General features: G+C 71.7%; 12 protein-coding genes. 7 read left to right on the top strand and 5 right to left on the bottom strand.

Annotation, left to right across the window (positions count from 1 at the left end):
* Nucleotides 1-25 precede the first annotated feature (25 nt).
* Entirely contained in the window at nucleotides 26-1711 is a 1686-nt protein-coding gene (locus PGN14_RS16295) for an aminotransferase class III-fold pyridoxal phosphate-dependent enzyme (RefSeq protein ID WP_335300635.1), read from the top strand.
* A gap of 116 nt (nucleotides 1712-1827) precedes the next feature.
* On the opposite strand, the gene PGN14_RS16290 is transcribed toward PGN14_RS16295, so the two are convergent.
* Both PGN14_RS16290 and PGN14_RS16285 read right to left on the bottom strand, forming a co-directional pair.
* Nucleotides 1828-2469: a hypothetical protein gene (locus PGN14_RS16290; protein ID WP_335300634.1), complete on the bottom strand. Its 642-nt coding sequence runs from the start codon at nucleotides 2467-2469 to the stop codon at nucleotides 1828-1830.
* Nucleotides 2466-3104: a class I SAM-dependent methyltransferase gene (locus PGN14_RS16285; RefSeq protein WP_335300633.1), complete on the bottom strand. Its 639-nt coding sequence runs from the start codon at nucleotides 3102-3104 to the stop codon at nucleotides 2466-2468. Before PGN14_RS16285 ends, PGN14_RS16290 begins: the two co-directional genes overlap by 4 nt.
* A gap of 234 nt (nucleotides 3105-3338) precedes the next feature.
* Between PGN14_RS16285 and PGN14_RS16280 the strand changes: the two genes are divergently transcribed.
* Nucleotides 3339-4451, top strand: a complete 1113-nt coding sequence (locus PGN14_RS16280) for a glycosyltransferase (protein WP_335300632.1) — start codon at nucleotides 3339-3341, stop codon at nucleotides 4449-4451.
* Nucleotides 4448-5095, top strand: a complete 648-nt coding sequence (locus PGN14_RS16275; protein WP_335300631.1) for a hypothetical protein — start codon at nucleotides 4448-4450, stop codon at nucleotides 5093-5095. The genes PGN14_RS16280 and PGN14_RS16275 overlap by 4 nt, the downstream gene beginning before the upstream one ends.
* Here the strand turns inward: PGN14_RS16275 and PGN14_RS16270 are convergent.
* The 3 genes from PGN14_RS16270 to PGN14_RS16260 are packed head-to-tail and all read right to left on the bottom strand — an operon-like array spanning nucleotide 5070 to nucleotide 7926.
* The gene (locus tag PGN14_RS16270) at nucleotides 5070-5777 is read right to left on the bottom strand and encodes a sugar transferase (protein WP_335300630.1); all 708 of its coding nucleotides are present in this window, start codon (nucleotides 5775-5777) and stop codon (nucleotides 5070-5072) included. The two genes, PGN14_RS16275 and PGN14_RS16270, sit on opposite strands and share 26 nt — an antisense overlap.
* Nucleotides 5774-6937 carry a polysaccharide deacetylase family protein gene (locus PGN14_RS16265; protein WP_335300629.1) on the bottom strand — a complete coding sequence of 388 codons (1164 nt, stop codon included), beginning with the start codon at nucleotides 6935-6937 and terminating at the stop codon, nucleotides 5774-5776. The genes PGN14_RS16270 and PGN14_RS16265 overlap by 4 nt, the downstream gene beginning before the upstream one ends.
* On the bottom strand, nucleotides 6934-7926 hold the full coding sequence (locus PGN14_RS16260) for a GNAT family N-acetyltransferase (protein WP_335300628.1): 993 nt from the start codon (nucleotides 7924-7926) through the stop codon (nucleotides 6934-6936). Before PGN14_RS16260 ends, PGN14_RS16265 begins: the two co-directional genes overlap by 4 nt.
* 84 nt (nucleotides 7927-8010) lie before the next feature.
* Between PGN14_RS16260 and PGN14_RS16255 the strand changes: the two genes are divergently transcribed.
* From PGN14_RS16255 to PGN14_RS16240, 4 genes are read left to right on the top strand one after another with little or no spacing between them, the layout of a single operon-like run.
* Nucleotides 8011-9084, top strand: coding sequence for a lipid II:glycine glycyltransferase FemX (locus tag PGN14_RS16255; protein WP_335300627.1), 1074 nt, complete (start codon nucleotides 8011-8013; stop codon nucleotides 9082-9084).
* A complete protein-coding gene (locus PGN14_RS16250) occupies nucleotides 9077-9727 on the top strand; it encodes a GNAT family N-acetyltransferase (RefSeq protein ID WP_335300626.1) in 651 nt (216 codons plus the stop codon). Before PGN14_RS16255 ends, PGN14_RS16250 begins: the two co-directional genes overlap by 8 nt.
* Nucleotides 9724-11331 carry a lipid II flippase MurJ gene (locus PGN14_RS16245; RefSeq protein WP_335300625.1) on the top strand — a complete coding sequence of 536 codons (1608 nt, stop codon included), beginning with the start codon at nucleotides 9724-9726 and terminating at the stop codon, nucleotides 11329-11331. Before PGN14_RS16250 ends, PGN14_RS16245 begins: the two co-directional genes overlap by 4 nt.
* Nucleotides 11328-12368 carry a glycosyltransferase gene (locus tag PGN14_RS16240; protein WP_335300624.1) on the top strand — a complete coding sequence of 347 codons (1041 nt, stop codon included), beginning with the start codon at nucleotides 11328-11330 and terminating at the stop codon, nucleotides 12366-12368. Before PGN14_RS16245 ends, PGN14_RS16240 begins: the two co-directional genes overlap by 4 nt.
* Nucleotides 12369-12395: the final 27 nt, after the last annotated feature.

Raw genomic sequence — 12395 nt, 5'->3', positions numbered from 1 at the left:
CAGCAGGCGAAGGAAAGCACCGCGCATGTCACACCTGCGTCATCGTGAGGGGCTGTGGGAGGGCATGGTCAACCGCACAAAACTCGCCGCCCTCGCCGTTACGGGGGTCGTTATCGCCACCAGACTGCGCACCCGCCTGCGCCTGTCGGCGGCGAAACACCCCTCGCTCGGCGGGCATGTCCGCATGGCGAAGCGTATCGCGGGGCAGATCGCGGGCTATACCCATCCCGAAGCGCGCTTCTTCACCGCCGACGGTGCCGACGCTGCGGTCGCGCAACGCCGCCGCGACGGGCTGCGCGCGCTGTCCGAACTGTACGCCGCACGCTTCCCGAAGACGGTCGCGCTCACCGCACAGACCCGCCCCGGCCTCTCCGACCTGCAATTCACCGGCCGCTACCGCGTCCCCTTCGCGTTCAGCGCGGTGATGCGCGAGAAATTGCCGGTCGGCGCCTTCCTGCAATCCGCCGACGGTCCTTGGCTGACCGACCTCGACGGCAATCGCCTGATCGACCTCACCGGCTCCTATGGCGTCAACCTGTTCGGCAACGACTTCTACAAGGCGACGATGCGCGAAGCGCTGGAGACGGCGGAGCCGCTGGGCGGCGTGCTCGGCAGCTACCATCCCGTCGTCGCGGCGAACGTCGAACGTCTGCGCGCGCTGTCCGGCCTCGACGAAATCTCCTTCCACATGTCCGGGACGGAGGCGGTGATGCAGGCGGTGCGCCTCGCGCGCTATCACACCGGGCGCCGGCGGCTGGTGCGGTTCGCGGGTGCCTATCACGGCTGGTGGGGCGACGTGCAGCCCGGCATCGGCAACCCCGTTCCCGCCGACCACACGCTGACGCTGGCCGATATGTCGGAGAAGACGCTCGCGGTGCTGGCCACGCGCACGGACATCGCCTGCGTGCTGGTCAATCCATTGCAGGCGCTCCACCCGAACAGCGGCGCGCCGTCCGATGGCCAATTGGTCGACAGCGCGCGCCGCGCGGGCGGCGATTGGGGCGCCTATGCCGCCTGGCTCCGCCGGCTGGCGGACGTGTGTCGCACCGCCGGCATCGTCCTCATCATGGACGAAGTCTTCATGGGCTTCCGCCTCGCGCCAGGCAGCGTGGCGCGGATGATCGGCGTCGATGCCGACATGATCGTCTGGGGCAAGACACTGGGTGGCGGGCTGCCGATCGGCGTGCTGGCGGGGCGCGCCGCGCTGATGAAGCGCTTCCGCGAGGAACGCCCGGTCGACATCTGCTTCGCGCGCGGCACGTTCAACGCACACCCCTATGTCATGGCCGCGACCGATGCCTTCCTGCGCCGGCTGGAGACACCCGCGATTTGCGCGCTGTACGATGACCTCGACGATCGCTGGACCGCGCGCGCGGAACGGCTGAACGCGCTGCTGGCGGAGGCGGCGCTGCCGGTGCGGGTCGCGAACCTCTCGACGGTATGGACGGTGCTCTACACCCGTCCGTCGCGCTACAATTGGATGCTGCAATATTACCTCCGTGCCGAGGGGCTGGCGCTCAGCTGGGTCGGCACCGGGCGGCTGATCTTCAGCCTGGATATCGACGACGCGCTGTTCGATCAGATCGCGCACCGCTTCGTGGCGGCGGCGACGGCGATGCAGCGCGACGGCTGGTGGGACGGCCCCGCGGTCAGCGACAAGGCGCTGAGGCGGCAGGCGTTGCGGGAGACGCTGCGGGCGCGGTTCCGATAACGCTTGCCCTCACCCTTCCCACCCGGCTGCGCCGGGCGGGCCCCTTCCCTCTCCCGGCGGGAGAGGGAGGGAGGCGCGAAGCGCCGGAAGGGTGAGGATGAGGGTGATGGCGTCGATCACACCACCGCCCCATCATCCATCCGCTCGCCCTTCAGCAGCCGCGCCGGCGCCGTCCGGTACAGCCGGAAGTCGCTGAATGGATCGGTCACGATCTTCGTCGCCCACACGATCCCCGTCTCCAGATCGCGCTGTCCCCACAATTGCAGCACGCGCAGTCCGATCGCGCCCACGCCCAGGATCAGCCAGCCCCAGCCGACATGCCGCAGCCACCCGGTCACCCCGGCCGGTGCCTCCAGCATCCCGAACAGCGTCGGCTCCGCCGCCAGCACTGCGGGGATCGCCAGCCACGTTCCCATCAGCACATATTTGCGCATCAGGTTATAGCCGACCTTCACCTCCTCCTTATGCTGATGGCTGACGCCATTCTCATGGTCGTAGCCCTTGGGCTCGAAGAAGAAATGCCCCGCCTGCCGGCTGGTCATCGCCACGCCCCACGCCAGCAGGCTGGCGAGCGCAACATCGACGAACAGCAGCAGATAGGCGGTCATGAAGGTGCAGGCGCTGACGAAATGCAGGCTCTGGTTGACCAGGCTGTGATGATAGAAACGATGGTCGTCCCAGCGCTGCTCGGCCAGTTGCGCGCGAAAACCGGGATTGCCCTGCTCATCCTCGAAGCGCAGCTTGCGGATCGCGCTCATTGCATCGCCCCCAGCTTCGCGATCCGCACCAGCGAGAAATGTCCCAGCGGCGGGATCTCGCGCTTTTCGATCAGTTGCACGTCGTCGCGCGTCGCGATCCAGTCGGTATAGAGCGCAAACGGGAAATCGGTGCGAAAGCCCAGCCGGCTGGTGACCGGCATCAGCGTCTTCTCGATCGTCCCGCGCAGCCCCTGTTCGGCGCCGACGCGGGTGGTGATGACGATCTCGCCACCCGGCCGGCACACGCGCGCGAACTCGTCCAGCGCGCGCGCCGGATCGGCCACCGCGCTGACGACATATTGCGCCACCACCACGTCGAAACTGGCGTCGGCGAAGTCCAGCGCCTCGGCATCGCCCACCCGGATCGCCTCGACGTTGGACAGGCCATGGCGACGCACCCGCGCGCGCGCCTTGTCGAGCATGTCGTCGGAGATATCGACGCCCGTCACCCGGCTGGTCGCGGCATAGCCGGGCAGCGAGATGCCGGTCCCCACCCCCACCTCCAGGATGCGTCCGCCGATCCGGTCCGCGGCGCGGATCGCGCTGGCTCGCCCCTGGCGGAACACGGGGCCGAAGACGAGGTCGTAGATCGGTGCCCATCGGTCATAGGCCTGCGCCACACCCGCCGTGGTCATCGTCGCTGTCATGAGAACGCTCACCTGCCGTCTGCTGGTCCGACAGGATGTGTCGCGCTTTCGTGTCACGCGTGCGACCGGCGGATGACAGCGGCTGTCACGGACGTGCCATGCGAGTGACATATGCCATCTCAGTTCCATAGGGATCGTCACCCCGGGTCAAGCCCGGGGTGACGATTGAAGGAGACGCCCATTAGCACCCCGTCAACCCCGCCCGCGCTACATCCCGCGGCCATGCAGACGCTGGCGTGGTTTCTCCTCCTGATCCCGGCGGCGACGTTCCTCGCCTATCCGCTGGTGGTGATGCTCGCCGCCGCGCTCGCGCCGCGGCGCGAGGCTGTCGCGACCGTGACGCCGCCCTCGATCACGATCCTGATCTGCGCGCATAACGAGGCGGCGAACATCGGCGCCAAGCTCGCCTCGGTGACGCAGGCGCTGGCAAGCTGGCCACACCCCGCCGAGATACTGGTCGCCGACGACGGCTCCACCGACGCCACGATCGCCATCGCCGAGGCCGCCGGCGCGCGCGTCCTCGCCTGCCCGCGCGGGGGCAAGGCGGCGGCGCTCAACCGCGCCATCCCGCAGGCGACGGGTGAGGTGATCGTCATGACCGACGCCGATCCGCTGTTCGACGCCGACACGCTCCCCGCGCTGCTCGCGCCCTTCGCCGACCCCGGGATCGGCGCGGTTGCCGGCCGGGTCGAGACGATCCGCCGTCGCGCTCGCTTCGCCGCCGCCGACCGCGCCTTCCGCAGCTATGAATCCGCGTTGCGCGCCGCGGAGGACCGGCTGTTCGGCTGTGTTTCCGCCGATGGCGGCCTCTACGCGATCCGCCGCGCGCTGGTGCCCGTCGTCGTGGCGGATGTGACCGACGATTTCTACGTCAGCACCGCCGCGGTCGCGGCCGGCCACCGCATCGCCTATGCCGACGCCGCGCGCGTGTGGGAGCACAGCATCCCCGGCGCGCGCCAGCAATGGCGCCGCCGCGTGCGCATCACCGTGCGCGGGCTGACCGGATTGTGGCGGCGCCGCGCGTTGATGAACCCCGCGCGCACCGGCTGGTATGCGGTCGCGCTGGTGCTGCACAAGGTCGCACGCCGTCTCGCGCCGCTCGCGCTGCTGCCGCTGTGGCTGGTGTCGGCGCTGCTCGGCGGCGCGTGGTGGGGCGTCTTCGCCGCGCTCACCGCCGCGGCGCTGGTGACGCTTGCCGGCGCGCTCGGCGCACGGCTGCCGGGGCCGTTGCGCATCGTCCACGGCATCATGCTCCACCTCGCCGGGCTCGCCGCGGGGACGATCCTGTTCGTCGCGGGTCGCCGCTACGCGCAATGGACCCCGCAAAAAACATGATCGCACTCCTCGCCCTGCAAGCCGCGCTCGCCGACGATTTCGAGCACGGACTGTCCCGCTGGTCGCTCGCCCAGCAGGTCGATGGCAGCGTCGCGACCGTATCCGTAGCCGGAGGCCATGCGCTGCAAGCCGACGCCGGCCCGAAGCAAGGCGATCGCGTCGCCAAGGCCGATGTCGTCGCGCGCATCGCCCCCGTCGCGCGCGGCGGGCGCCTGCATGTGGCGTTCGACCTGCGCATCCCCGCCGGCTTCCCGCGCGACTCGTTGCAACTGGTCGACCTCGAATGCGCGACCTGTGGCGAGGGCGGCAATCCCGGCATCCGCCTGTATCTGCGCCGCGGGCGGCTGCGCATCGACCGGTCGAAGCTGGGCATCGCGCACGCCTGGACGCAGGACGACGCCCCCGTCCTCGCCGCCGATCGCTGGTATCGCATCGCCTGGGACCTCACCGTGTTCGACCGCGACGACGGCATGACGCGCGTGACGCTGGACGGGCGCCCGGTCCTCGCCGCCACCGGCATCACCGCGCGCGCGCATGTCGACCGCGTCCAGATCGGCATCACCGCCAATTCCAACCCCGTCGCCGCGCGCGTCCTGATCGACGACGTCGCGATCCGCGTCAGCAGGCCCCGTCGCCCTTCGTGACCGCGCCGATCGTGCGCACGATCAGTTCCAGGTCCTGCCGCGCCGACAGCGACCGGATGTAGCGCATATCCATCTCGGTCCGCTCGTCGAAGTCGACGTTGGCGCGCCCCGACACCTGCCACAATCCGGTCAGCCCAGGTCGCACCGCGAGCCGCGGCAGGTGCGCCATGCGATAGGTGCTGGCGTCGAACGAGGTCGGACGCGGCCCCACCAGCGCCATGTCACCCCGCACCACGTTCCACAAATTGGGCAGCTCATCGACGCTGCTCTTGCGCAGCCACCGGCCGACACGCGTAATCCGCGGATCGTCCGCCAGCTTGAAATCGGGCGAGTCGGCGGCATGGATATTGTGGATGCGCAGCGCCTCCTTCAGCGCCTCCGCCTCCACCACCATCGTGCGGAACTTGAACAGCCGGAACCGTCGGCCGAGATAACCCGTGCGCGGCTGGACGAACATCACCGGGCCGCCATCGTCCAGCTTGATCGCGATCGCCACCGCGACGAACACCGGCAGCAGCACGATCGACGCGATCAGCGCCAGTGCGCCGTCGAGCAGCGGCTTCCCGCGCCGCGCATAGCCGCCCCCGCGCCCCTCCAGCGGCAGCGGCACGCCGCGCATGTCGGCCTCGAACCGCACGCGGCGCGGCAGGTCGCGGCGGCGTTCCGGCGGCGGCGGCGTCATGCGAACGCGTCCTTGCGCAGCGCGAAGACGATGCGGCGCGCCACGTTCATCGGCGCCAGCACCAGATACCAATAATGATTGCCTTGCATCAGCCGCACCTGCGCCCATAGCGCCAGCGCCTCCGCCGGCTGCCATCGCACCCCGATCGCACGGTCGCCGACGTGAATGCGGGAGATCACCTCCGCCGGCTCGTCGGCGGTGTTGCGCCCGCGCCCCGCGGTCGTCGCGCGATAGCCCAGCCGCGCCGCGATCGCGCGCCCCTCCGCCCCCACGACATTCTCCGGCCAGCAGAACAGCTGCGGCACGCGCCCCAGCCGCGCGGCGAATGCCGCCTGGCACGCCGCCAGATCCTCCTCGATCCGCCGCGACAGCACGTCCGGCGTTTCCCGCACCCCCTCACGCCACGCGCACGCGGCCAGCGCCAGCCCGGATCGCGGGATCGCCGTGCCCAGCGGCACCGCGCCGGGCCGGTCGCGCACGTACCAATCGTGCTTCGGCCCCGGCGTCGCATCCCATTGCAGCCAGGCGTGGCGCCGCCAGTTATCCGCCGTCAGTACCCCCTCGACCGCGTCGGACACCGGCACGCGCGCATGCGCGACGCCGTGCGGCTCCACCTCGACGCCCTGCGCCTCCAGATCGGCGAGTTCGTCCCACGTCATATAGCCATGGTCGACGCCATCGCGCCGCACCCCGCCCGCGGGGTCGACGAAGTCCAGCGAGGCGAACACCGTCGCGATCATCCCCCGCGCGCGCAGCAGCGGCGCGGCATGGACGTGATTGTCGCGATAGCCGTCGTCGAAATGCAGGATCGTCGCGCGCGGCGGCATCGCCTCCCCGGCGGCGCGACGGCGCACCCAGTCGCGCGTGCCGATCACCGTCGCCCCGATCCGCGCCAGCACCGCCAGATGCGTCGCCAGCGTGTCGGGATGCACCGTGATCTCGCGCGACCATGGCAGCCAGCGCGCATCAGGACTGACCGAATGATAGGTCAGCACCGCCACTCCCGGCGGCGCGATCATCGCACGATGCCCGATCGCCAGCCCCAGCAGCACCGGCAGCACGCCGATCCACCCGCCCAGCATCACCGCCGCCGCGCCGCCCGTCGCGACGCACAGCGCCCAGCGTCCGACCCGCGCGCGCCGTTCCTGCCGCCGGGTCATGCGGCGGCCCTGCGCGCGTCGCGCCACGCCTTCGCCCGCGCGCGCGCCGCATCCGCCGTCTGCCACGCCGCGCCCAGCGGCCCGCGCGGATACAGCGTCACGCGATACAGCGTGTCGCAGCCATCGGCGAAGCGCAGCTTGTAAGGGGCCGGCGTCATCCCGTTGCCCAGTTTGTCATACCAGTCGATCGCGGGATCGTCGCAGCACGCCGCGACATGCAGCGCCGCGGTCAGATAGCCGGGCGAATAGTCGGCCAGTTCCTCGTCATAGGCGACCTTCAGCAGGAACAGCCGCCGCCCGCCCAACACGCCATATTCGAACGCCACCAGCCGCTCGCCCTCCCATAGCAGCGCCAGCCGCAGCGCACCCGCCGCCGCCGCGCGCGCCGCCAGCAGAGTATAGAAGGTGCCGGTCGCGCGATCGTCCGCGATCGCGGTTCCCGCGCGTCCCTTCCATCCGGCACGCTCCAGCGCGAACAGCCGCGGCAACAGGTCGGGCGCCACGTCGCGGCGCACCTCGAACCGCATCCCGCGCTGCCCGATCAGCATCGCCTCCCCGGTCCGCAACCGCTGGCGGATGCGCTTGCTGCGCCGCGCCAGCCACGCCGGATAGCCGCTGCGGCAATCCGCCACCGGCGACAGCGCATGTGCGCCGATCGACACCCGATGCGTCGTCACCCAGTCGCGCGCCGCCCCCAGCAGCCGCGCCTCCGCATCGAGATAGTCGATCCGCACCACCCCGCCGCGCGCCGCCGCCAGCAATCGCCGCGGCAAGTCGTCATCCAACGGCGCGTCGGGCGCGATGTCGAAGCGGACGCTATGCGGATTGGTCGCGCTGCGCAGCCGCGGCAGCGCCAGCGGGCCGACGCCCACACGCTCGCGCACCATCGTCACGCCGCCGACCTGCTCGGTCACGCCGAAGGCGGCCGACCAGCTGTCGAACCAGCCGTGCTGGAGGTGGAAAGGCGCGCCCGGCGCAAGTGTCAGCATTTAACCACTCTGCAATCCGTCCCCGATTACCAGCTGGTTCCCGGCCATCGGCGGACTAGGCGCGCGCTTCCCAAGATTTCGTGAATGGATCTCTCCTCGCATCCCCTCGACGGCGCCGTCGCCACCAGCACGCTCACGACGCTCGCGTCGTCGGACGAAGCCGCCGCGTTCGACGCCTTCCTGCGCGATGCGCCGTTCGCCGCCTATCAGCAGACGCGCGGCTGGGCCGCGGCCGCGCCAGGCTCGCCGCGCCGCGGCTGGCGCTGGTTCTTCCATCATGACGCGCGCGGCCCGGTCGGCGCCGCGGTGATCCGTACCACGCGGCTGGGCTTCGGGCGCTGGCTGGCGACGATCCAGCGCGGGCCGATCGTCCACGACCCCGCACGCTTCGCCGAGACGCTGTCGGCGCTGCTCGATGCGCTGCGCGACGCCGGTTGTTGCACCGTGCAGCTCGCACCGCGCGTGCGCGGTCGCGCCTTGCCGGTGATGACCGAGGCGATGCGCGGGCATGGCTTCGTCCCGCTCGCGCAACAGTCGCTCCACCAGGCGACCGGGATCGTGTGGCTCGACAAGCCGGAGGCGGAGATACTCGCCGGCTTCCGCCAGCGCGCGCGCCGGGCGCTGCGCAGCGCGGACAAGGCGGGGATCACCGTCCGCGCGATCGACGGCGCCGACGATCTGCTCACCTATCAGCGTGTGCTCGACGACTTCGCCGCCACCCGCCCCGAGTACGACACCGCCGGCCTGCCCGACGCGGAAGGACAGGCCGCGCTGGTCGCCGCGTGCGGCGGCGCGCTGTTGCTGGCGGAGCGCGACGGCGTCGCGATCGGCGCGCACGCCTTCGTGCGACAGGCGGACGAGGCGATCTGGCTGTCGCTCGCCACCGCCGACCGCGACGGCGCCTCGCCCGGCTATCCGTTGCTGTGGGAGGGGATGCGCCGCGCCCGCGCGATGGGCTGCGTCGGCTACGATCTCGCCGGCCTGCCATTGGACGAGCCGCGCGATGCGGGCGAGGCAGGGCGCGTCCAGTTCAAGTCCGCCTTCGCACCGCACCGGCGCGTCATGCCGCCGATGCAGATGGCGGTGCTCGATCCCGTCGCGCACCACCTGCTGTTCGGCGCGCGACAGGCGTATCGCGCCTGGCGCCGCCGTGGCTGACGCGCGCGCGACCCGCTGGCGCCGGCGCGTCGCCGCGATCGGCTGGCGCGGGGTCCTGCGCAAGGCGTTCGGCGACCATGTCTATCGTCGCAGCGACAGCGTGGTGCTGGAATGCCGCCGCGAATGGTCGCGCCACGCCCCGCCGCGCGCGTCGGGCGATCTGACCTTCCTCACGCTGGCAGCGGGCGACGCCATCCCGCCATTGTGCGCATGGCTCGCGCATCGCCGCGCCGATTTTTCCGCGATGCACGCGACGGGCAAGCTGGGCCTGTTCGTCCTGCGCGCCGGCGTGGCGGTCGGCTGCGCCTGGATCGCGTTCGAGGATCACCACGACCCCGCCGCGCGCGAACATTATCGCGTCGCACCGGGCGAGGCCTATCATTATTGCTGGCTGGTCGACCCGGTCGAGCGCACGCGCGGCACCACGCTGGCCTTTGCGCGCCACGTCCTGGCGGTGCTCGCCGCGCGCGGCGTGACGCGGCAGTTCGGCGTGGTCGATCGCACCAACCGCGCCTCCTATCGCGTGTTGCAGCATTTCGGCTATCGCGAGTGCGGCATCCGCGTGCGCCACATCTATCTGCTGCACCGGCGCTGGACCCGCGTCGCGCAGTACGATGGCACGCTGGGGTTGATCGCGGCATGACCGCGCACGCTGCCGCACCGCCGCGCACGCGCAGCTCGCTGGGTGTGCTGGCGCGCTCCGCCGGGATGGTCGCGGCGATCCGCGGGGTCGATACGATCCTGTCGTTCCTCGTCTCGGTGCTGCTCGCCAACCGCTTCGGCGCCTCGGGCCAGCTCGACGCCTTCTTCCTCGCGCGGCGCACCACGGTCGGCTTCGCCGATACGATCCGCAAGCTGGTCGGACAGGTCGCCCTGCCCCCCGTCATCGCCGCCGCCGATCGCGGCGCGCCGCTGACCCTCGCCATCCTGCCGCGCCGGCTGACGTGGTTCTTCGTCGCGTTCGGCGTGGTGATGCTGGCGGGCATCCTGATCCCCGGCGTGCTCGTCCATCTGTTCGCCCCCGGTTTCCGCGGTGCGCAGCACGCGCTGACCGCGCGGATGATGGCGATCATGATGCCGCTGCTGCCGCTGGCGGTCATCGCCTCGCTGCTGGCCGCGGTGCTCCAGGCGCGTCGCCGCTATGGCCTCAGCGAGGGCACCAATCTGCTCCAGCGCGCCTTGCTGGTGCTGGTGCTCGCCGTGCTGGTCCCGCCGCTGGGGATTGTCGCGGGGGCGTGGACGATGCTGGCGAGCGGGATCGCCGGCTTCGCGATCCTGCTCGCGAGCGCCTGGTCGATCGTCCGCCCCGCGCGGTGCAGCGCGGAGGCGCCGCCGCCCCCGGTCGCCGTCCCGGTGGCGGGCGGCGGGCTGCTCGCCGCGGTCGTCCTCAACGGCTATTTCCAGATCTCGTCGTTGATCGACTTCGCCTTCGCCTCGACCACCGCCGACGGCGGGGTCGCCGCGCTGGAATATGGTGCGCGGCTGGTGTCGCTGATCCCCGGGCTGGTCATGTCGAGCCTCGCGACGGTGCTGGCGCCGGAACTGATCCACGCCGTCCAGCAGGACGATCGCGCGGCCGCCGCCGCGGGGATCGAGCGGTTCCAGCGGCTGGTCCTGTTCGCGCAGGCGCCGGTCTCGGTCGGCATGATGCTGGGCGCGCCATTGATGGTGGGTGCGCTGTTCGGCCATGGCAAGTTCGACGCCGCCGCCATCGCCGCCGCATCGGCGTGTACCGCCGGCTATGCCGCCGCGGCGGTGTTCCTGGCGCCGATGAGCGCGATCACCTCGGCGATCTACGCCGATCCGCACCGGCCGTGCCTGCGCGACCTGACCGTCATCGCGGTATCGGGCCTCGCGCTGCGCGCCGCGATGGTCGCGCTGGCCGCACCCGTGTGGGGGGCGGGCGGGATCGCCTGGGCCGCCGCCGCCGCGACCGCGCTCACCTTCGTGGTGGCGGAGGCGGTCGCGGTACGGCGCTTCCACCATTTCCACCTCGCGCGGCAATTGTTCGAGCTGGCACGCTGCCTGATCTGCGCCGGCGTCGCGGCCATGGCGGGCGGCGCGCTGCTGGCGCTCGTCCCCACCCCCCAGGGCACGATCGCGGAACTGGCGCTGCTGGCCGCGCTCGGCGCGCTCGTCGTCGCCGGCTATGCCGCCGCCGCGCTGGTGTTGCGCGTGCCCGAGGTGGCGCAGTTGCGCGCGCTCGTCCCCGCGTTGCTCGCCCGCCGCAAGCGCCGCCGCGCGTGATCCGTATCGCCTTCCTGCTGCCGCACCTGCACCCCGGCGGCGCGGAGCGGGTGGTGGTCAACTGGGCCAATGCGCTCGACCGCGACGCCTTCGCGCCGGTGGTGATGCTGGGCCGGGTGGAGGGCGATTTCCTCCCGCTGCTCGCCCCCGACGTGCCGGTGATCGCGATCGGCGGCCGCCGCGCGCTGACCCGCCCGCTGCGCATCGCGCGCGCGCTCGCCGCGCACCGCATCGACCTCGCTTATGCCGCCACCAGCGCGATGAACCTCGCGCTGCTCGCCGCCCCCACAAAAGTGCCGCGCATCGTCTCCGAGCACACGCCGCCCGACGCCTTCGCGCGCGAGGCGAAGTGGCCGCTCGCGCGCCGCCTCGCCACCGCCGCGTTCACCCGCCGCGCGGCCGCGGTCGCGGTGCCTACCGCGGCAATCGGAGAGGCGATCCGCCACCCGCGGGTGACGGTGCTCCCCAACCCGGTCCTCGACCACGCCCCCGCCCCGCTGCCCGCACCGACCCACGGCCGCCGCCTCGTCGCCGCCGGGCGGCTGGTCCCCGCCAAGGGGTTCGATACGCTGGTCGACGCCATGGCGCTGCTGCCCGATGCGACGCTGACGATCCACGGCGACGGTCCGCTCCGCGCCGACCTCGCCCATCGCATCGCCGCGCAGCGCCTCGAACGGCGCGTCACGCTCGCCGGCCATACCGCGAACCTCGCCCCCGCGCTCGCCGCTGCCGACCTGTTCGTGTCCGCCTCGCGCCGCGAAGGGTTCGGCAACGTCCTGATCGAGGCGATGGCGCTCGGCATCCCCGTCCTCGCCACCCGCGCCGGCGGGCCGGAAACCTTCCTGCGCGACGGCATCAACGGCTTCCTGACCGATCCGGACGACGCCCCCGCACTCGCGCGCGCGATCGCCGCGCTGCTCGCCGACGCACCGCGCCGGCATGGGATACGCGAAGCCGCACGCGACACCGCAGCGGGCTATACCGTCGCCGCCTCCACCGCCCGCTTCGCCGCGCTCGCGCAGCAAATTGCAGGTTAAGGGTAAAGTTACGCGCGCCTGCGATAG

Source organism: Sphingomonas adhaesiva, assembly GCF_036946305.1.
GTDB lineage: Bacteria > Pseudomonadota > Alphaproteobacteria > Sphingomonadales > Sphingomonadaceae > Sphingomonas > Sphingomonas adhaesiva_B.
The sequence above is the reverse complement of the archived record's forward strand: the minus strand, read 5'-3'. Positions and strand labels throughout refer to the sequence as shown.